Source organism: Prevotella ihumii, assembly GCF_900155655.1.
GTDB lineage: Bacteria > Bacteroidota > Bacteroidia > Bacteroidales > Bacteroidaceae > Prevotella > Prevotella ihumii.
Map to the genome: position 1 here is coordinate 1,418,328 of NZ_LT706987.1, position 20,257 is coordinate 1,438,584.

The following is a 20,257-nucleotide window of genomic DNA, read 5'->3' on the forward strand; positions in this document are numbered from 1 at the left end:
TAAATGGAAATCAAAGACATAAAAGCAGTTTATTTCGTAGGTATCGGTGGAATAGGTATGAGTGCTATTGCTCGTTATTTCCATCAGCAAGGTTTGGTTGTAGCAGGTTACGACAAAACCCCTTCCGCCCTTACACGACAGTTGGAACGTGAAGGCATCGAAGTGCATTACGAAGAAAATGTAGATTTGATTTCAGAAGCGTGCAAAGATGTGGCTTCTACCTTGGTGGTTTATACCCCGGCTATTCCTGTTACACACGCAGAGCTGGTGTATTTCCGTGACCACGGTTTTGAGATACAGAAGCGTGCACAAGTGTTGGGCACACTTACTCGCACACATAAGGGACTCTGTTTTGCAGGTACACACGGCAAAACCAGCACTTCTACAATGTGTGCACACCTTATGCACCAAAGCCATTTGGGTTGTAATGCTTTTCTCGGTGGCATTTCTAAAAATTATGGCACAAACTACATTCTCTCAAACACGAGCGACTATGTAGTGATAGAGGCAGACGAGTTCGACCGCTCTTTCCATTGGCTTCGCCCTTGGATGAGTGTTATCACCTCTACCGACCCAGACCATCTTGATATTTATGGCACTAAGGAGGCTTATTTGGAGAGCTTCCGCCATTACACAGAACTCATTCAAGAGGGTGGTGCACTTGTTATTCACAAGGATTTGGAGATGAAACAGAATGTGCAAGCAGGGGTTACGGTGTACGAATATAGTAGAAACGAAGGCGATTTTCACGCTGAAAACATTCGCATAGAGAAGGGTACAATCGTTTTCGACCTTGTTTCGCCTATCGAAAATGTGAAGGATATAGAGTTGGGACAGCCCGTTCCTATCAATATAGAAAATGGTATAGCTGCAATGGCTTTAGCTCAGCTCAATGGTTGTACAGCTGATGAGTTGCGCAAGGGTATGCAAAGCTATGAAGGAGTAGACCGCCGATTCGACTTTAAACTAAAGACCGATCGCCACGTGGTGCTTTCCGACTATGCTCACCACCCAAAGGAAATTATTCAGAGTGCAAAGAGCTTGAAGGAAATCTACCCTAATCGTAAGGTTACAGTGATATTCCAACCCCATCTTTATAGTCGCACTAACGACTTCTATATGGACTTTGCCGATGCGTTAAGCCATTTTGATGAGGTGGTACTCACCGAGATTTATCCTGCTCGCGAGCTTCCTATAGAGGGCGTAACTTCGGCACTCATCTTTAATAACCTCAAAGAAGGAACACCAAAAGAGATGATACAAAAGGACGATGTGTTGGACTTTGTGGCTGCTCACGACTTCGATGTACTCGTTGTTTTAGGAGCTGGCAACTTGGATACATACGTTCCACAAATCACAGAAATCATAAAGAATAAGAAATAAAACTGATGCGCATTAGTTGGAAGAAGGTAATTATCTATACATTGGATGTCGTTTTGGCATTCTATCTTGTTATGGCTGTAACCTCGTGGAATACGCCAAACAAGGGGCATCGTGTGTGCACAAAGGTGGATATAAACATCTCCGACTCGAATAATGCAGGCTTTCTTAGTGCCGACGAAATAAAGAAAATACTTCAGAAAGACCAACTTTATCCGTTGGATAAACAGGTAAAATTCATTGAGCCACGTAAGATAGAAGAGGCGTTAAAGATAGGTCCTTTTGTCAATACAGCTCAATGTTTTGTAAGCGAGAATGGCAATGTTAGCATTACGATTTCGCAACTTATGCCTATTGTGCGCATAAAGAGCAATAGTGGAGCTGACTATTATTTGGACGACCACGGTGGACTTTTGCCTAACTCAAAGTACACCAGCGACCTCATCATAGCTTCGGGCAATATCAACCGATGGTTTGCTCATTATGGTATAGCACCTTTAGCTAAAGCGATAAACAAGTCGGAGTTTTGGCTCAATCAGATAGAACAAATACACGTGCTTCCTGATAGAGGCATAGAGCTAATACCACGTATTGGCGACCATATTCTCTTTATAGGTTATCTACCTATTAAAAAGAATAAGGAAGAAAACGAAAAAGAAATAGCCGAGTTTGTGAAGAAAAAACTTACACGCATAGAGAAATTCTATCGTTATGGTCTATCTAAAGCTGGTTGGAATAAGTACGCTTACATCAATGTAGAGTTTGATAACCAAATCATCTGCAAACGTAAAACGGCACAAGAGGAGAAGAAAAATATTAATGCAGCAGAAGAGGATCGCATTAGTACAACCGAAGTGACAGAATAAAAAATCGAAACAACAAAAATAAAATAAAAGGAGTATGGCAGAATTTATTGTAGCCATTGAACTGGGCTCATCAAAGATTACAGGTATTGCTGGCAAGAAAAATCTTGACGGAAGTATCTCGGTGAATGCCGTTGTTAAGGAAGATGCTTCGCAATGTATAAGAAAAGGCATCGTCTACAACATCGACAAGACTGGACAGTGTTTAACCAATATCATTTTAAAGCTTAAGAAACAAATCAAACACGACATAACACACGTGTACGTAGGTGTGGGCGGACAGTCGATAAGAAGTGTAAAGAACGTTATCGTAAAGGAACTTCCTAACGACACCATCATTACAAGTGAGATGATTAATGAGCTGATGGATGCAAACCGTAACATGACTTATCCTGATGCCGAAATCCTTGATGCAGCAACACAAGAGTACAAGGTGAACAACCAACTACAAGTAGATCCTGTAGGTATTCCTGCGAACCATTTGGAAGGAAACTTCCTTAATATCTTGTGGCGCAAGTCGTTCTATGACAATCTAAACAACTGCTTCGAAAAGGCTGGTATAGCTATTGCTGAGATGTATCTTGCTCCTTTGGCTTTGGCAGACAGCGTACTTACCGACAGCGAAAAGCGTGCAGGCTGTGTGTTGGTTGACCTTGGAGCAGATACAACAACCATCTCTGTTTACTACAAGAATATTCTACGCCATTTGGCAGTGTTGCCTTTGGGTAGCAACAACATCACCAAAGACCTCACAAGTATGCAAATGGAGGAAAGCGATGCCGAAAAGTTGAAACTTGTTTACGGCAGTGCTTACACCAACGAAGATGACATTGATAACAACCAGTCATACCCTATCAATCAAGACAGCTCTATTAAAAGTCGTGATTTTATTGATATTGTTGAGGCACGTGTTGAAGAAATCATCGAAAACGTTATCTATCAAATACCTTCAGAATACTTCAATAAGCTGTTGGGAGGTTTCGTAATCACGGGCGGTGGTTCGAATATGAAAAATATAGAACGTGCATTTAAGAACAATGTACAAGTACAAAAAATAAGAACAGCTAAGTTTGTTTCGCAAACCATCAATTCGACCAATGCCGACATCAATGCGAAGAATGGCACAATGAACACCATTCTTGGACTATTGGCAAAGGGCGATAGAAACTGTGCTGGAGCAGAAATCAACCCAGATCAAAACCTATTTGATGAAAATAAACCTATTGCTACTCCGCTCTCAGATGCACATCAACAGCCTCGTAAACCTGCAGAAATAGTAGGACAAGGCGTAGTGCTCACAGCCGCAGAGAAAGAAAAAGCCGAGGCAGAACGTCGTCGCTTGGAAGAAGAAGAGCGTCGCAGACAAGAAGAAGAGGAACAACAGCGACTTCGTGAAGCTGAAGAGAAACGCAAAAATAGTTTCTGGGGAAAGTTTACACGCAAGGTGAAAGAATTTAGTGGTTCAATCCTTGAACCTGAAGAATAGTATTCTAATAAGAAGCAACATAAAACGAAATTACTGTTATGGCAGACAATAATAATATAGACGTATTAGACTTTGGTGTATCTGAACAACCCAACAGCATCATCAAAGTAATTGGTGTAGGTGGTGGCGGTGGTAATGCCGTAAACCACATGTATCGTGAAGGTATTCACGATGTTACTTTCGTGCTTTGTAACACAGACGCACAAGCCCTTAACGACTCGCCTGTGCCTATTCATTTGCAATTGGGTAAGGAAGGACTTGGCGCAGGTAATAAGCCTGAAAGAGCGTGTGAGGCAGCCGAAGAAACCATCGATGATATTCGTAAAATGCTCAATGATGGCACCAAGATGGCTTTCATCACTGCTGGTATGGGCGGTGGTACGGGTACAGGTGCTGCTCCTGTCATTGCTCGCGTGAGCAAAGAGATGGACATACTTACCGTAGGTATCGTTACAATTCCTTTCCTTTTCGAAGGAAAGTTTAAAATAGACCAAGCTTTAGACGGTGTTGAAGAAATGGCGAAACACGTTGATGCCCTCTTGGTAATCAATAACGAACGTATCCGCAAGATATATCCTGAACTTAGTATGCTGAATGCTTTCGGAAAGGCTGATGACACATTGAGCGTAGCGGCAAAGAGTATTGCAGAGATTATTACCGTGCACGGCTTGATAAACCTCGACTTTAATGATGTAAAAACTGTATTGAAAGATGGTGGTGTGGCCATTATGAGTACAGGATATGGCGAAGGCGAAGGCCGTGTGAAGCAAGCTATTGAGGACGCACTTAATTCTCCTTTGCTCAACGACAACGATATTTACAATTCTAAGAAGATATTGCTCTCTATCAACTTCTGTAGCGATGGCGAAGACAACCAAGGCTTGACAATGGAAGAAATGGGCGACGTACACGAGTTTATGAGCCATTTTGGAACAGGTTTCGAACTAAAGTGGGGTATTGCGCTCGACCCAGAGTTGGGGAAAAAGGTAAAAGTAACCATTCTTGCTACGGGCTTCGGTATCAAGAATGTTGATGGTATGAATACACGTTTGGAAAAGCGTTCGCACGAAGAAATGCTGAAATTAGCAGAGACGGAAGAGATAGAAGCGATAAAGAAAGCTCGTCGTGACGGAATTTATGGTACAGACAGCTCGAAAGAAGTAAAACGTCGCCACAACATCTATCTGTTCTCAAATGACGATTTGGACAACGAAGATGTTATTCTTGCTATCGACAATACGCCAACTTACAAGCGTACCAAGCAAATGATAAAAGACTTAAAAGCTACTCCTGAAAAGGTGGACGATACATCTACCGAAACTATTCAAGGAGTTATTAGTTTTACATAATTGCAAAGGCAAATATGCCAACTCCAAAAGGCACTCATCACTTTAATTCTGATGAGTGCCTTTATTGTTTTAAGGTAAGCATCCGACATTAGCCGCCTTTGTGTAACATTCTTGCTTTACTACCTTTGCCCGAAAAACTTATGTTTGTACTCAACGAAACAAATGTTTTTCGGGTTTGTTGCACTCCTGTGGACATGCGTCAGGGTATTCTTCGCCTGTCCCAATTGGTACGCAGCAATGACTTCAATGTAAGCATCCAATATTAGCCGCCTTTCACACCAACAAATAACCCTTATATGCTGCCAGACATATAAGGGTTATTTATTGGTGTGAAAGGCGGCTAATATTGGATGCTTACAGTTAAACGCAGACAGGTGGAGTTTGCGCTGTTTTATATTCCATGATTTTACACAGAATGACTCTTGTGCAGATTCAAAATCGAAGTGCAATAAAAGAGTACCCCTCGCCGAGAGATGCAGACGTTCTCGAAGCGTAGCGAGAGGTTGTCTGCATCTCTCGGCGAGGTAAAGAAACAATCAGCAATACAAATAAAAAAAGGGAGACCGAAATCTCCCTAAGATTAATTAATTTTGTATTGCTATGTCAAATCAACTAATCGAAGCACAAAGATACGAAATCTATCTTGGACTTCAAAGGAAATGGAGCAAATCCCGTATAGCAAGGGAAATCGAAGTGTCCTGCTCAACGGTCATCCGTGAAATCAGGCGAAACTCCAAGCCAGACGGCACGCATGTGTGGAAGTATGCACAATCCAAGTGCGAAGCCCGCAAGCACGGCTTTAAAGGCAATCACCGCAAGCCTGAGGACTTATGGTGGCGTGTTGACCGCATGATAGAGGATGAGGACTGGTCTCCCAGCCAAATTGCAGGCGTGCTCAGACGTGAGGGTATTCACATCGTGAAGCAGACCATCTACAACCACGTCCATGCAGACACCACCGGAAAACTTGCTTCACATATGCCACATAGGCTCAAATACACAAAGAGGAGCAAGGCGTTGCGTCCTACGAAGGCTACCAATATCCCTAACCGTATAAGCATACACCAGAGACCAATGCAGGCTGACGGCACGCGCTTCGGAGACTGGGAACTGGACACTATCGTCGACTCGTGCGGTCATGCCATTGTCACCTTAACGGAACGCTCGACTAACTACATTCTCATGGAAAGACTGCCGCAGGGACGGAAGGCGTTACCAACGGCAAAGACCGTGGCAAAATTGCTCTTTCCATATAGGGAATCACTGCTTACCATTACCACTGACAATGGATGTGAGTTTGCCGCACACGAGGAAATAACAAGGCGGCTCAGCATGAATGGAAGAAATCCGGTGGTGGTTTACTTCACCGATTCTTACTCCTCCTGGCAGAAAGGTGCTGTAGAGAACGCAAATAAACTCATTAGAAGGTACATACCAAAAAAGGCAAACTTCAACGATTTCTCTGACCGAAAAATAATGGAAATACAAAAGAAAATAAACAGAAGACCAAGAGAAAAATTAAATTTTGATACCCCTAAATACAAATTCTTCGAAAACTTTCCATAAATTTGCATTTGCTGTTGGACTCTACAAAATTGGTTTTACCTAGTTTAAAAAAGAAATTATAATGAAAATATGGAGGCTAAGAATATGAAGATTAATAATGAATGTTGTTGTGGATGCAAAACAGAAAAGCCGGATCAAATTAAAGACAATTGTCCTGTATGTAATAATGAAGGGATTTCCGTTAGTAAAGTAACTGTTGAACATCTAGTGGTAGATGATTATCGTAATGCTGTTAACGGAGATCAATATAAGATTTGCATGAACGAGGACTGCGACGTTGTTTACTATAACTTAGATAATGAAATAAAATTCTTGAAAGACCAAGTTAGAGTTCCTATCTGGTTTAAGAAAGATGCAGATCCTAAGTATGCTTGTTATTGTAGCGAAGTCACAGAAAATCAGGTAATTGAAGCAGTTGTAAAGTATGGCGCGAAATCCGTAAAAGAAGTAAATGCCATCACTGGGGCAATGAAAAATTCTAATTGTAAAGAAAACAATCCGTTGGGAGTTTGTTGTCATAAGATTATTCAGGAAGCTATCGATAAAGGCTTGAAAATGAAATAATTACAGTCGATATGTTCCTACAAACGAGAGCCAATCTTTGATATGTCTCCATCTACGAGCGTGGATATGTTCCCCATAACCATAGGGGTTGAGACTGTAGTATTGATGTCAAGAAAATAGAATAACAAGCTATAAAACTTATAAAATCAATGGCTTATAGGATTTTAAAAGAAATCAGTTTTATAATAAATTAAAAATCGTGTTGGTAGAAAAATCGTCTACTTCTACCAACACGATTTTACAAAGAGCCAGTACTTACATCTCTTTTTCTCCTGTAAAACTATTGTATATTGATACTTTAAGGAGTTTCAATCGTAAGCATCCAATATTAGCCGCCTTTGTGTAACATTCTTGCTTTACTACCTTTGCCCGAAAAACTTATGTTTGTACTCAACGAAACAAATGTTTTTCGGGTTTGTTGCACTCCTGTGGACATGCGTCAGGGTATTCTTCGCCTGTCCCAATTGGTACGCCGCAATGACTTCAATCCTTCTGATGGTGTTGTCTACGTTTTCTACAATCGATCCCGTAACCGAATTAAATTGCTGCACTGGGAACGCTGTGGTTTTGTCGTGTATCATAAACAGATGGCACAGGGTTGCCTGAGTCCTAAAATCATACGGGCGAGAACTGGATTTTATGAACTTCGCTGGGACGAATTGGTACTCTATATTGAAGGTATAAATCCTAATTGCTACCGAAGAAAAAGATACAACAAATCTTAGTGTTTTCTTGCCAGTGTCAGATATTTTTTGTAACTTTACATCGTATAAAGAACTGATAATGTGATGGATATGCCTTATTGCACAATGACATCTGACTACCATTCTCTCACTCGGGAAACTGTTGTTAAACTTCTTGAGCAAAGGGATGCTGAGCTTAAGATTAAGGATGCTGAGCTGGAACGAAAGTCCCGTCGTATTCTTGAACTTGAGCGCATGGTATTTGGCAGGCGCAGCGAGAAACGCCTGCCTGAGAGTGCAAGCGGCTGGGCGGGTACGCTTTTTGACGAGCAGTGGGCCAAAGAGGGTTCCCTGGCTCAGGTGGAAGCCCTTCCCATCATCAAGGAGATAAAACAGCAGGCCGGACAACGCAGGTCATCACGCCGTGTGAGCCGTCCTTCCAGAAAGGGTAGGGCCTACGCCTCCTATGTTCCCGAGAATATNCATGGAACAGGTCATCAGGCCCATCACGCTTGGAAGAAAGAACTACCTGTTCTGTGGTAACAATGAGGGAGCAGAGAACAATGCCATCTTCTATACCTTCATGGCGTGTTGCAGGGAAGCAGACATAGAGCCATACAAATGGATGAAGGAAGTTCTTTCAAGGCCCCTGCTCGATATGACGGAGGAGGAACTCACGAAAATGCTACCTTCAAACTTCAAATAACAAATAACCCTTATATGCTGCCAGACATATAAGGGTTATTTGTTGGTGTGAAAGTCGGCTAATATTGGATGCTTACTATGTATTTATTCGCTCTTTAAACAAGAAATATTTATAGTATAAATAAAAAGAGCTCATTCAGTTAAGAATAAGCTCTTTTTATAAGTAAGTATTAGTTTCAATCAAGAATAAACATTCTATAAGAAACTAAATAAGTTTAATCTTCTTTCTTGTCAGCAAAGTCGAGTACATTCTTCTTGTTTGCTTCCATACGTACGTGTTCTTCTTTAGAACCTACGATGAGCTTTTGCCACTGGCGAAGACCTGTACCTGCAGGAACAAGGTGTCCGCAGATTACATTTTCTTTCATACCTTCAAGCATATCGCTCTTGCCACGGATAGCTGCCTCGTTGAGCACCTTTGTAGTTTCCTGGAAAGAAGCCGCCGACATAAAGCTCTTTGTACCGAGAGCTGCACGGGTAATACCCTGAAGCATCTGAGTAGCGGTAGCTTGAACAGCATCACGCACTTGAACGGTGCGGAGGTCGCGACGCTTAAGACTTGAATTTTCATCGCGCAACTTGCGTACTGAAAGGATTTGACCCTTGTAGCAGTTCTCTGAATCGCCCGGGTCGGTAACAACCTTCTTACCCCAGATACGGTCGTTCTCAGCCGAGAAATCGAGCTTGTCGCACATCTCTTGCTCGAGGAATGTTGTATCTCCAGGGTCGTCAATACGTACTTTACGCATCATCTGACGAACGATGATTTCAAAGTGTTTGTCATTAATCTTCACACCTTGAAGACGATATACGTCTTGAACTTCGTTTACGATATATTCTTGTACAGCGGTAGGACCTTTGATAGAAAGAATATCTGCTGGAGTGATGATACCGTCTGAGAGTGGTGTACCTGCACGTACAGCATCGTGTTCCTGAACAAGGATTTGCTTAGAAAGACTTACGAGGTATTTGCGCTGTTCACCTGTCTTAGAGGTTACGATGATTTCACGATTACCACGCTTTACCTTACCCATTGTAACCTCACCATCGATTTCTGAAACAACAGCAGGGTTAGAAGGGTTGCGAGCTTCAAACAACTCAGTAACACGTGGAAGACCACCCGTGATGTCACCCGCACCACCAAGCGAACGTGGTATCTTAACAAGGGTTGTACCTGTCTTGATTTCTGCACCGTCTTTAACTATTTGTTCCAAGTGACCACCCACAGGGAGGTTGTATGTACCAAATATATCTTCTGGAGCATAATTGCCATCAGCACCCTTCTTAGCACCAATACGCACGATGTCGACAGTAGGAACTTTCGACTTGTCGCGAGATTCGGTAATAATACGTTCGGTAAGACCGGTAGCATCGTCGGTTTCAGCCTTATAGGTCAATCCTTCTATCACGTCGTGGATACGGAGCGAACCTGCATATTCGCTTACAATAACGGCATTGAATGGGTCCCACTTGCAAATCAAGTCGCCCTTCTTTACCTTATCGCCACTCTTGAAATAGAGCGAACTACCGTATGGTACGCTTTCGGTAAGGAGTACAATTCCTGTATTAGCATCGATGAAACGTACTTCAGCCAAACGGCTCACAACTTTTTCACAAACCTTGTCTTCTTCATCGATGAATGGAACGGTGCGGAGTTCATCAAACTCTATCTTAGCTTCGTTCTTAGCAACGATTGCCGCATTAGCAGCAGCATTTGAAGCAATACCACCAGCGTGGAAAGTACGGAGGGTAAGCTGTGTACCAGGTTCACCAATAGCTTGTGCTGCGATAACACCAACTGCTTCGCCTAATTGAATCATTCGAGCAGTAGCAAGGTTGCGTCCATAACACTTCTGACAAACACCCTTCTTGCTCTCACAGGTAAGTACCGAACGGATTTCAACCATCTCGAGTGGCGACTCGTCTATCATTTTCGCCTTTGGCTCTGTAATTTCTTCACCTGCACCAACGATTAGTTCACCAGTTGTTGGGTGAATTACATCGTGTACAGATACACGTCCAAGAATACGCTCATAAAGAGAAGCAATAACCTCGTCACCATTCTTCAACGCACGGCACTCAAGACCACGGAGCGAACCACAGTCGGCTTCGGTAATAATCACGTCGTGAGACACGTCTACAAGACGACGTGTCAAGTATCCAGCATCGGCAGTCTTCATAGCTGTATCAGCAAGACCCTTACGAGCACCGTGAGAAGCAATAAAGTATTCGAGTACTGACATACCTTCCTTAAAGTTAGAAAGGATTGGGTTTTCAATAATCTGCGCACCTTCAGCACCAGCCTTCTGAGGCTTAGCCATCAAACCACGCATACCTGCAAGCTGTGCAATCTGGTCGGCAGAACCACGCGCACCAGAATCGAGCATCATATATACAGCATTGAAACCTTGGTCGTCTTCAATCATGTGCTTCATCACGCTTGCTTTCAAGTTATTGTTAACGTGAGTCCACGCATCAATTACCTGATTATAACGTTCCTTATCGGTAATGAACCCCATTTCATAGTTAGCCTTCACTTGATCTACTTCTGCTTGTCCCTTACCTACAATTTCAGGTTTCTCAGCAGGTACGATAATATCGCCCAAGTTGAACGAAAGACCAGCAGAATAAGCCATATAGTAACCTAAGTTCTTAATACCATCAAGGAAAGCACAAGCACGTGCCATACCAACAGCCTTAATAACATCGGCAATCAAACCACGGAGCGATTTCTTAGAAATAATTCCATTGAAGAAACCTACTTCTGTTGGAATAATCTGATTTACAATCACACGACCCACAGAGGTTTCTACCATACGCTTCTGAAGTTTACCATCAACAAGGTCGTCAACAATAACTTTCACTTGAGCGTGAAGGTCGCAACGTCCTTCATTGTGTGCAATGATAGCTTCTTCCGAACCATAGAACGACAATCCTTCACCTTTAGCACCTGGACGTATCTTTGTGATATAATAAAGACCAAGCACCATATCTTGAGAAGGAACGGTAATAGGCGCACCATTAGCAGGGTTCAAAATATTGTGACTTTGAAGCATTAATACTTGTGCTTCAAGAACAGCCTCATTACTCAATGGAAGGTGAACAGCCATCTGGTCGCCATCGAAGTCGGCATTGAACGCTGTACAAGCCAATGGGTGGAGCTGAATAGCCTTACCTTCTATCAATTTAGGTTGGAAAGCCTGAATACCAAGACGGTGAAGTGTAGGAGCACGGTTGAGCAATACAGGATGTCCCTTCATTACATTTTCAAGAATATCCCAAATTACAGGCTCACGGCGGTCTACAATCTTCTTAGCACTCTTAACAGTCTTCACAATACCACGCTCAATGAGCTTACGGATAATGAATGGCTTGTAGAGTTCGGCTGCCATCAACTTAGGCAAACCACATTCGCCCATCTTCAATTCAGGACCTACAACAATAACCGAACGTGCAGAATAGTCAACACGCTTACCAAGGAGATTCTGACGGAAACGGCCTTGCTTACCTTTCAACGAATCTGAAAGTGATTTCAAAGGACGATTGCTCTCGCTCTTCACTGCTGAAGACTTGCGACTGTTATCGAACAAAGAGTCGACAGCTTCCTGAAGCATACGTTTCTCATTACGGAGAATTACTTCAGGAGCTTTAATCTCCATCAATCGTTTCAAACGGTTGTTACGAATGATAACACGACGATAAAGGTCATTCAAGTCGGATGTTGCAAAACGACCACCATCTAATGGTACCAATGGGCGCAACTCTGGAGGAGTTACAGGTACAATCTTCATAATCATCCATTCAGGACGATTAATATCTTTAGACTGACGGAATGCTTCTACAATCTGCAAACGCTTCAAAGCCTCAGTCTTACGCTGCTGGCTTGTGTCTGTTGTTGCACGGTCACGAAGTTCACCTGCCAAACGGTCAAGGTCAATATCTCTCAAGAGGTCATAGATAGCCTCTGCACCCATCTTAGCAATAAACTTCTTTGGGTCAGAGTTCTCTAAACGTTCGTTACCTTCTGGCAACTTGTTATCTATAATCTCAAGATATTCCTCTTCGCTTAGAAGGTCATATTTATGCGAACCATTTAATTCATCCTCTGTATCAGAATTTTTCATTCCTTCTACAACACCTGGCTGAATAACGATGTACTTCTCATAGTAAACTACGCTATCCAACTTCTTTGTAGGAAGACCCAACAAATAACCAATCTTGTTAGGAAGACTTCTGAAATACCAAATATGTGCTACTGGAACAACAAGTTCGATGTGTCCAGCACGCTCACGACGCACTTTCTTTTCAGTAACTTCAACACCGCATCGGTCACAAACAATTCCCTTATAGCGAATACGCTTGTACTTACCGCAGGCACATTCATAATCCTTTGTAGGACCAAAGATGCGCTCACAGAACAAACCATCACGTTCAGGCTTGTAAGTACGGTAGTTGATTGTTTCTGGCTTGGTTACCTCGCCAAAAGAATTCTCAAGGATTTCTTCTGGAGAAGCTAAACCAATCGTAATCTTGTTAAAATTACTCTTAACTTTATTATCTTTTTTAAAAGCCATGTTTCTTTTATTTTGGGGTGTTCAAATTAATCAAGTTTGATGCTCAATCCAAGACCACGAAGTTCATGTAGCAATACATTCAACGATTCAGGAATACCTGCTGCAGGCATAGGTTCGCCCTTAACTATTGCTTCGTAAGCCTTAGAACGTCCAACAACGTCGTCCGACTTAACTGTCAAAATTTCCTGAAGTACGTGTGATGCACCGAAGGCCTCGATGGCCCAAACTTCCATTTCTCCGAAACGCTGTCCACCAAACTGTGCCTTACCACCAAGAGGTTGCTGTGTAATGAGTGAGTATGGACCGATACTACGAGCGTGCATCTTGTCTTCAACCATGTGTCCTAACTTCAAGAAGTAAGTTACACCCACTGTTGCAGGTTGGTCGAAACGTTCACCTGTTTCACCATCATATATATAAGTAGAACACATTGGAGGCAAACCTGCTTTATCTGTCCATTCCTTCAAGTCATCAAGTTTAGCACCATCAAAGATAGGGGTAGCAAACTTAACACCGAGGTTACGGCCAGCTGCACCGAGGATAGCTTCGAAAATCTGTCCAAGGTTCATACGAGAAGGCACACCCATAGGATTCAATACCAAGTCTACAGGACGACCATCTTCCAAGAATGGCATATCTTCAGCACGTACCACCTTAGAAACAATACCCTTGTTACCGTGGCGACCAGCCAATTTATCACCAACTTGAATCTTACGTTTCTTAGCAATGTAAACCTTAGCCATCTGAAGAACACCCGATGGAAGTTCATCACCAATTGTGATAGCAAACTTTTTACGCTTCAATTCAGCGTCCATCTGCTTGAACTTACGGATGTAGTTCATTATCAATTGCTGAATTAAGAAGTTGGTATGTTCATCATCTGTCCAACCATTTGATTGAATACCCTCATAATCAAGGTTCTTTAAAGCTGCAACTGTAAACTTGCTACCCTTAGTAATTATCTCTGCATTAGAATAATCTTTAATACCTTGAGAAACCTTGTCTTCAGTCAATTCCAAAAGCTTGTCTACCAACAGGTCTTTCAAGTCATTATTCTTAGCTTCTTGCTCTTCATCAATACGTTGGAGTGTTACCTTATCTTGACGCTTGTTTTCACGAGTCTTGATAGCACGAGCAAAGAGTTTCTTATCAATTACTACACCACTCAAAGATGGATTAGCCTTCAATGAAGAATCTTTCACGTCACCAGCCTTGTCACCAAAGATAGCACGAAGCAATTTCTCTTCTGGAGATGGGTCGCTTTCCCCCTTAGGCGAAATCTTACCAATCATAATATCGCCTGGCTCTACACGAGCACCAATGCGGATAACACCATTTTCATCAAGGTCTTTTGTTGCTTCTTCACTAACGTTAGGAATATCAGCTGTAAATTCTTCTACGCCACGCTTTGTTTCACGTACTTCCAAAGAATATTCATCTACGTGAACAGAAGTCAATACGTCTTCACGTACCATACGTTCTGAAATAACGACAGCATCTTCATAGTTGTAACCCTTCCAAGGCATATAAGCCACAAGGAGGTTTCTACCCAATGCTAATTCGCCATTCTCTGTAGCGTAACCTTCTGTCAATATATCGCCAGCCTTAACACGTTGACCCTTATCGCAAATAGGACGAAGGTCAATAACCATATTTTGGTTAGTTCTGCGGAACTTAGGTATTCTATACTCCTTAAGTGCTGGTTCAAAGCTTACAAACTCTTCGTCCTCTGTACGGTCGTAAAGGATACGAATAGTTGTAGCGTCAACATATTCAATAACACCATCGCCTTCTGCTGTAACCATTGTACGTGAGTCTTCACATACCTGCTTTTCCAAACCTGTTCCTACAATAGGAGCATCGTTGTGAAGCAATGGCACTGCCTGACGCATCATATTACAGCCCATCAATGCACGGTGACCGTCATCGTGTTCCAAGAAAGGAATCAAACCAGCTGACACAGATGCAATCTGCTGCGGAGCAACGTCCATCAAAGCCACTTCATTAGGCTCAACAACAGGATAGTCAGCGTCCTGACGACACTTTACATAATCACGAATGAATGTACCATCAGCTCTCAAAGGTGCATTACCCTGTCCTACTGGCAATTCTTCTTCCTCTTCAGCAGTCATATAAACAACGTGGTCGTTGTCCAAGTCTACCACTCCGTTGTTTACCTTACGATATGGAGTTGAGATAAAGCCAAGGTCTGTAATCTTAGCATAGAGGCACAATGAAGAAATCAAACCAATATTAGGACCTTCAGGCGACTCAATTGGACAAAGACGGCCATAGTGAGTATAATGCACATCACGTACCTCGAAACCTGCACGCTCACGAGAAAGACCACCAGGACCAAGAGCCGAAAGACGACGCTTGTGAGTTACCTCTGCTAATGGGTTGGTCTGATCCATAAACTGGCTCAATGGGTTTGTACCAAAGAACGAGTTGATAACACTTGAAATTGTCTTAGCATTAATCAAGTCTGTTGGTTGGAACACCTCATTATCACGAACGTTCATACGCTCGCGAATAGTACGACTCATTCGAGCCAAACCAATAGAGAATTGGTTAGCCAACTGCTCACCTACTGTACGCACACGACGATTTGACAAATGGTCAATATCGTCAACCGTCGCATTAGAGTTGATGAGGTTGATGAGATATTTAATAATCTCAATAATATCATCTTTAGTCAAGACACGAGTGTCCGTATCGGTTTCGAGTCCCAACTTAGTATTAATTCTATATCGTCCTACTTCTCCCAAGTCGTAACGCTTGTCTGAGAAGAAAAGGTTTTGGAATACTTCTCTTGCACTCGCATCATCGGCAGCATCAGCATTACGCAACTGACGATAAATATAGTTTACTGCCTCAATTTCAGAGTGGCTTGGGTCTTTTGCAAGTGTATTGAAGATAATAGAGAACTTGTTGGCAACATCAGCATCCTTATGAAGGAGAACAGAAGAAACGCCACTCTCAACAATAATATCAAGATTGTCTTCTGTAATTTCTGTTTCGCGTTCAACAACAACCTCGTTACGCTCAATAGATACTACTTCACCTGTATCCTCATCAACGAAGTCTTCGTTCCAACTCTTCATAACATTACCTGCCAACTTTCTTCCGAGGGCAGCCTTCATATTCTTCTTATTTACCTTCACTTCTTCACAAAGGTCAAAAATCTGAAGAATATCTTTGTCGCTTTCGTAGCCAATAGCACGAAGCATTGTTGTTACAGGCAACTTTTTCTTACGATCGATGTAAGCATACATAACATTATTAATGTCAGTTGCAAACTCTATCCAAGAACCCTTAAAAGGAATGATACGAGCACTGTAAAGCACAGTACCGTTAGCGTGTACACCTTGACCAAAGAATACGCCAGGTGAACGGTGCAACTGAGAAACAACCACACGTTCAGCACCATTAATGATAAACGTACCATTGCTTGTCATATATGGAATGGTACCCAAGAATACATCTTGAATAAAAGTTCCGAAATCCTCGTGATCTGGGTCTGTACAATACAGTTTCATCTTGGCCTTCATAGGTACACTATAAGTCAAGCCACGCTCCAAACATTCATTAATAGAATAACGAGGTGGGTCGATATAGTAATCCAAGAACTCAAGAACGAAATTATTACGTGTATCGGTAATAGGGAAACTCTCTACGAACACCTTATATAAGCCGTCATTCTTGCGTTCCTCAGGCGGTGTATCCAATTGCAAGAAATCGCGGAAAGATTTCAATTGCAAGTCGAGGAAGTCCGGGTAAGGATACGGACTTTGCACACTGGCAAAGTTTACTCTGGGTTTATTCTCTGTTGCCATAAATATATTTTAATAGATTATCAATAGGTCGAACCTACGACCATGATACCCTGAAAAAATGTCTAAAGACATAAAAAGGTTAGGACTCACCTACTTGGTAAATCCTAACCGTATAATTTAAAATGTAATCTTTCAGTTAAAAACTGATCGCATTACGCAAGAAGAGTGATTACTTCAACTCAATCTTAGCACCTTCAGCTTCGATGAGCTTCTTCAAGTTTTCAGCTTCATCCTTAGCAACGCCTTCCTTGATAGTAGAAGGAGCACCATCTACGAGGTCCTTAGCATCCTTCAAACCAAGACCACAAGCTTCCTTAACAGCCTTTACAACCTTCAATTTGCTTGCACCTGCATCAACAAGAACAACGTCAAATTCAGTCTTTTCTTCAGCTGCACCACCAGCAGCAGCGCCACCAGCAGCAGGACCAGCAACTGCAACAGCTGCAGCAGCAGGTTCAATTCCGTACTCGTCCTTGAGGACTGTTGCCAACTCGTTAACTTCCTTTACAGTAAGGTTTACCAACTCTTCTGCAATAGCTTTAATATCTGCCATTTTGTATTTAATTTTAATTTATTCGGTTATTAATGTAATTTAATCGACTTTATGTAAGTTTATTCAGGACGCTCGCCTAAAGTCTTAAGCACACCATGGATGGTGTTTGCGCCAGATTGGAGAGCAGAAACAACGTTCTTTGCTGGAGACTGTAGCAATGCCACAACATCTGCAATAAGTTCGTTCTTGCTCTTTAGAGCTACAAGTTCTTCGAGCTTATCACTTCCAATGAATATAGACTCTTCAGCGTATGCAGCCTTCAAAGCAGGCACACCTTCCTTAGCATATTCTTTAAGAAGTTTAGCAGGTACATTAGCTGTCTGTGAGAACATTACAGCTGTATTACCCTTCAAAGAACCATATAAAGGTTCATAATCCAATTCTGAAGCTTCAAAAGCCTTGTGAAGAAGATTGTTCTTCACAACCACCATTTTGATTTCGCTCTTGAAGCACTTACGACGGAGAGCACTTGTAGCCTCTGCGTTCAATCCTGTTACATCAACAAGATAGAAATGAGGATATTCCTTAAGTTTCTCACCGAGGTCAGTGATAATCGTATCTTTTACTTCTTTCTTCATTTTACAAAACTTTTAGGATTATTCAGCTGATTTAGGATCAATCTTGATACCCTTACTCATTGTGCTTGAAATAAAGATACTCTTGATATATGTACCTTTAGCAGCAGCAGGCTTCAATTTAACAACGGTAGAAATAAATTCCTTAGCATTGCCAAAAATCTGTTCAGGTGTCATACTAACTTTACCGATTGAAGTGTGGATAATACCAGCCTTATCAACCTTAAAGTCAATCTTACCAGACTTAACATCTCTTACTGCCTTAGCAACATCCATAGTTACAGTACCACTCTTTGGGTTTGGCATCAAGCCACGAGGACCGAGTACACGACCCAAAGGACCTACCTTACCCATACAAGATGGCATAGTAATGATTACATCAATATCTGTCCATCCGCTATTGATCTTCTGAATGTATTCATCAAGACCAACGTGATCAGCACCAGCTTCCTTTGCAGCAGCTTCCTGATCAGGTGTACAGAGACACAGCACACGTGTCACTTTACCTGTTCCGTTAGGCAATGTTACCACACCACGAACCATTTGGTTTGCTTTACGTGGGTCAACTCCTAAGCGAACATCAATGTCGACAGAAGCGTCAAACTTTGTAGTAGTAATTTCCTTTACAAGTTTAGAAGCTTCGTTCAAAGTGTATGCCTTCCCTAGTTCAACCTTCTCAGCTACTGATTTCTGATTTTTTGTCAGTTTACTCATTTTTACTTTTGAAGTTTAATGTTATTTACCTGGGAAGTCCCCTTTTACAGCAATTCCCATACTACGTGCAGTACCTGCGATAAGTTTCATTGCGCTCTCAATAGTAAAACAATTGAGGTCTGGCATCTTATCTTCTGCAATAGCCTTCACCTGATCCCAAGTTACAGATGCAACTTTTTTACGGTTTGGCTCGCCTGAACCGCTCTTTACCTTGGCTGCTTCGAGCAACTGTACAGCTGCAGGAGGAGTCTTGATAATAAAGCTGAAAGACTTATCGTTGTAGTATGTGATGACAACTGGAAGAACCTTTCCAGCCTTATCCTGGGTACGAGCATTGAATTCTTTGCAGAAGCCCATAATGTTGATACCCTTAGAACCCAATGCAGGGCCTACTGGAGGAGAAGGATTTGCAGCGCCACCTTTAATCTGTAATTTGATTAATCCAGCAACTTCTTTAGCCATTTCTTTGTGAATATTAAAATTGTTAATTATAAAAGAATGTAGTTACTCGTAACAGTAATTACTCTTCTTTTGATACTTGCATAAAACTTAGCTCCAAAGGATTTTGTCGTCCAAAAATCATCACCATAACCTTCAGTTTATGTTTTTCAGCATTTACCTCTTCGATAATGCCGTGGAAGCCACTAAATGGTCCATCAGTAACCTTTACAGACTCTCCTACCTCGTATGGAATGTCCTGAACATCATCAATGACAGTTTCTTCCACATTTCCAAGTAAGCGATTTACCTCTGCCTGACGAACAGGTGTTGGTTCTGCCATACCTCCGAGGAAACCAAGTACATTAGGCATAAAACGGAGTGCCGAAGCAATCTCCGAATTCATATTGGCTTGAACAAGCACATATCCAGGAAGACTTAACTTCTCTGTTACAATACGCTTGCCATTACGCAAAGATGCGTGACTTTCAGTAGGTAATAAAACCTCGAAGACACGCTCTGCCAACTTCGCATTCTGTCTCAATTCAGCATCGATGTATTCTTTCACCTTAGCTTCCTTTCCACTTATGGCGCGAAGCACATACCATTTCTTTTCTGTATCCGCCATCTTCCTAATTGTATTTAGCCTGGATAAACAAAATCCATTACGTGCTGTGATATAACATCAAAAACAAACACAATAATTGCAATGACTAGGGAAGCAGATAATACAACCATTGCACTATGTGTTAGTTCGGCACGTGTTGGCCATGTTGTTCTATGCGCAAGTTCTTCGTAACAGTCCTTGCAGTAATTTACAAATTTCTTGAACATATTATCTTTCTTTAGCACGGGTTGAAGGACTCGAACCCTCGACACCTGGTTTTGGAGACCAGTGCTCTACCAACTGAGCTAAACCCGTAGGATAGGTTCCCGCAAGTGCGGGAACACTATTTTATTTTAGTTTCGGA

General features: G+C 42.0%; 17 protein-coding genes and 1 tRNA gene. 9 read left to right on the plus strand and 9 right to left on the minus strand.

Going from position 1 to position 20,257, the window contains the following annotated elements; genetic code table 11:
• The first annotated feature begins 3 nt into the window (after positions 1 to 3).
• The 9 genes from murC to CZ367_RS16220 all read left to right on the plus strand — a co-directional run bounded on the left by murC (position 4) and on the right by CZ367_RS16220 (position 8,597).
• Complete coding sequence (gene murC, locus CZ367_RS06575; RefSeq protein WP_077196139.1) at positions 4 to 1,383, plus strand: UDP-N-acetylmuramate--L-alanine ligase; 1,380 nt, start codon at positions 4 to 6, stop codon at positions 1,381 to 1,383.
• A gap of 5 nt (positions 1,384 to 1,388) precedes the next feature.
• The gene (locus tag CZ367_RS06580) at positions 1,389 to 2,246 is read left to right on the plus strand and encodes a cell division protein FtsQ (RefSeq protein WP_077196140.1); all 858 of its coding nucleotides are present in this window, start codon (positions 1,389 to 1,391) and stop codon (positions 2,244 to 2,246) included.
• Between the two features lie 34 nt (positions 2,247 to 2,280).
• Entirely contained in the window at positions 2,281 to 3,729 is a 1,449-nt protein-coding gene (ftsA, locus tag CZ367_RS06585) for a cell division protein FtsA (protein ID WP_077196141.1), read from the plus strand.
• Positions 3,730 to 3,767: 38 nt separating this feature from the next.
• Entirely contained in the window at positions 3,768 to 5,078 is a 1,311-nt protein-coding gene (ftsZ, locus tag CZ367_RS06590) for a cell division protein FtsZ (protein WP_077196142.1), read from the plus strand.
• A 140-nt stretch (positions 5,079 to 5,218) separates the two neighbouring features.
• Positions 5,219 to 5,344 (plus strand): hypothetical protein, encoded by a 126-nt coding sequence (locus CZ367_RS16435; RefSeq protein WP_262500722.1) that lies wholly within the window; start codon positions 5,219 to 5,221, stop codon positions 5,342 to 5,344.
• A 334-nt stretch (positions 5,345 to 5,678) separates the two neighbouring features.
• Positions 5,679 to 6,644: an IS30 family transposase gene (locus CZ367_RS06595; protein WP_077196143.1), complete on the plus strand. Its 966-nt coding sequence runs from the start codon at positions 5,679 to 5,681 to the stop codon at positions 6,642 to 6,644.
• A gap of 84 nt (positions 6,645 to 6,728) precedes the next feature.
• Positions 6,729 to 7,208 (plus strand): Csac_0668 family 2Fe-2S cluster-binding (seleno)protein, encoded by a 480-nt coding sequence (locus tag CZ367_RS06600; protein WP_077197386.1) that lies wholly within the window; start codon positions 6,729 to 6,731, stop codon positions 7,206 to 7,208.
• A 380-nt stretch (positions 7,209 to 7,588) separates the two neighbouring features.
• Positions 7,589 to 7,933, plus strand: coding sequence for an IS66 family insertion sequence element accessory protein TnpB (tnpB, locus tag CZ367_RS06605; RefSeq protein WP_077195214.1), 345 nt, complete (start codon positions 7,589 to 7,591; stop codon positions 7,931 to 7,933).
• A 442-nt stretch (positions 7,934 to 8,375) separates the two neighbouring features.
• Positions 8,376 to 8,597, plus strand: coding sequence for an IS66 family transposase (locus tag CZ367_RS16220; RefSeq protein ID WP_237581564.1), 222 nt, complete (start codon positions 8,376 to 8,378; stop codon positions 8,595 to 8,597).
• 214 nt (positions 8,598 to 8,811) lie between these two features.
• On the opposite strand, the gene rpoC is transcribed toward CZ367_RS16220, so the two are convergent.
• The 9 genes from rpoC to CZ367_RS06655 all read right to left on the minus strand — a co-directional run bounded on the left by rpoC (position 8,812) and on the right by CZ367_RS06655 (position 20,208).
• Positions 8,812 to 13,170 carry a DNA-directed RNA polymerase subunit beta' gene (rpoC, locus tag CZ367_RS06615; RefSeq protein ID WP_077196145.1) on the minus strand — a complete coding sequence of 1,453 codons (4,359 nt, stop codon included), beginning with the start codon at positions 13,168 to 13,170 and terminating at the stop codon, positions 8,812 to 8,814.
• Between the two features lie 26 nt (positions 13,171 to 13,196).
• Positions 13,197 to 17,006 (minus strand): DNA-directed RNA polymerase subunit beta, encoded by a 3,810-nt coding sequence (rpoB, locus tag CZ367_RS06620; protein ID WP_077196146.1) that lies wholly within the window; start codon positions 17,004 to 17,006, stop codon positions 13,197 to 13,199.
• 169 nt (positions 17,007 to 17,175) lie between these two features.
• Positions 17,176 to 17,559: a 50S ribosomal protein L7/L12 gene (rplL, locus tag CZ367_RS06625; RefSeq protein ID WP_077196147.1), complete on the minus strand. Its 384-nt coding sequence runs from the start codon at positions 17,557 to 17,559 to the stop codon at positions 17,176 to 17,178.
• A gap of 59 nt (positions 17,560 to 17,618) precedes the next feature.
• Positions 17,619 to 18,137, minus strand: coding sequence for a 50S ribosomal protein L10 (rplJ, locus tag CZ367_RS06630; protein ID WP_077196148.1), 519 nt, complete (start codon positions 18,135 to 18,137; stop codon positions 17,619 to 17,621).
• Between the two features lie 18 nt (positions 18,138 to 18,155).
• The gene (rplA, locus tag CZ367_RS06635) at positions 18,156 to 18,848 is read right to left on the minus strand and encodes a 50S ribosomal protein L1 (RefSeq protein WP_077196149.1); all 693 of its coding nucleotides are present in this window, start codon (positions 18,846 to 18,848) and stop codon (positions 18,156 to 18,158) included.
• A gap of 21 nt (positions 18,849 to 18,869) precedes the next feature.
• The gene (gene rplK / locus CZ367_RS06640; RefSeq protein ID WP_077196150.1) at positions 18,870 to 19,310 is read right to left on the minus strand and encodes a 50S ribosomal protein L11; all 441 of its coding nucleotides are present in this window, start codon (positions 19,308 to 19,310) and stop codon (positions 18,870 to 18,872) included.
• Between the two features lie 58 nt (positions 19,311 to 19,368).
• Positions 19,369 to 19,914 (minus strand): transcription termination/antitermination protein NusG, encoded by a 546-nt coding sequence (gene nusG, locus CZ367_RS06645; protein ID WP_077196151.1) that lies wholly within the window; start codon positions 19,912 to 19,914, stop codon positions 19,369 to 19,371.
• 14 nt (positions 19,915 to 19,928) lie between these two features.
• Positions 19,929 to 20,120, minus strand: coding sequence for a preprotein translocase subunit SecE (secE, locus tag CZ367_RS06650; protein WP_077196152.1), 192 nt, complete (start codon positions 20,118 to 20,120; stop codon positions 19,929 to 19,931).
• 15 nt (positions 20,121 to 20,135) lie between these two features.
• Positions 20,136 to 20,208: transfer RNA gene (locus CZ367_RS06655), tRNA-Trp, on the minus strand.
• Positions 20,209 to 20,257: the final 49 nt, after the last annotated feature.

What these genes read in the sequence shown, in the direction of transcription:
- CZ367_RS16220 (WP_237581564.1), top strand. Translation starts at nt 8,376, where the DNA reads ATGGAACAGGTCATCAGGCCCATCACGCTTGGAAGAAAGAACTACCTG.
- ftsZ (WP_077196142.1), top strand. Translation starts at nt 3,768, where the DNA reads ATGGCAGACAATAATAATATAGACGTATTAGACTTTGGTGTATCTGAA.
- CZ367_RS06600 (WP_077197386.1), top strand. Translation starts at nt 6,729, where the DNA reads ATGAAGATTAATAATGAATGTTGTTGTGGATGCAAAACAGAAAAGCCG.
- secE (WP_077196152.1), bottom strand. Translation starts at nt 20,120, where the DNA reads ATGTTCAAGAAATTTGTAAATTACTGCAAGGACTGTTACGAAGAACTT.
- rpoB (WP_077196146.1), bottom strand. Translation starts at nt 17,006, where the DNA reads ATGGCAACAGAGAATAAACCCAGAGTAAACTTTGCCAGTGTGCAAAGT.
- ftsA (WP_077196141.1), top strand. Translation starts at nt 2,281, where the DNA reads ATGGCAGAATTTATTGTAGCCATTGAACTGGGCTCATCAAAGATTACA.
- tnpB (WP_077195214.1), top strand. Translation starts at nt 7,589, where the DNA reads ATGTTTGTACTCAACGAAACAAATGTTTTTCGGGTTTGTTGCACTCCT.
- rplA (WP_077196149.1), bottom strand. Translation starts at nt 18,848, where the DNA reads ATGAGTAAACTGACAAAAAATCAGAAATCAGTAGCTGAGAAGGTTGAA.
- CZ367_RS16435 (WP_262500722.1), top strand. Translation starts at nt 5,219, where the DNA reads ATGTTTGTACTCAACGAAACAAATGTTTTTCGGGTTTGTTGCACTCCT.
- rplJ (WP_077196148.1), bottom strand. Translation starts at nt 18,137, where the DNA reads ATGAAGAAAGAAGTAAAAGATACGATTATCACTGACCTCGGTGAGAAA.
- rplK (WP_077196150.1), bottom strand. Translation starts at nt 19,310, where the DNA reads ATGGCTAAAGAAGTTGCTGGATTAATCAAATTACAGATTAAAGGTGGC.
- CZ367_RS06595 (WP_077196143.1), top strand. Translation starts at nt 5,679, where the DNA reads ATGTCAAATCAACTAATCGAAGCACAAAGATACGAAATCTATCTTGGA.
- murC (WP_077196139.1), top strand. Translation starts at nt 4, where the DNA reads ATGGAAATCAAAGACATAAAAGCAGTTTATTTCGTAGGTATCGGTGGA.
- nusG (WP_077196151.1), bottom strand. Translation starts at nt 19,914, where the DNA reads ATGGCGGATACAGAAAAGAAATGGTATGTGCTTCGCGCCATAAGTGGA.
- CZ367_RS06580 (WP_077196140.1), top strand. Translation starts at nt 1,389, where the DNA reads ATGCGCATTAGTTGGAAGAAGGTAATTATCTATACATTGGATGTCGTT.
- rpoC (WP_077196145.1), bottom strand. Translation starts at nt 13,170, where the DNA reads ATGGCTTTTAAAAAAGATAATAAAGTTAAGAGTAATTTTAACAAGATT.
- rplL (WP_077196147.1), bottom strand. Translation starts at nt 17,559, where the DNA reads ATGGCAGATATTAAAGCTATTGCAGAAGAGTTGGTAAACCTTACTGTA.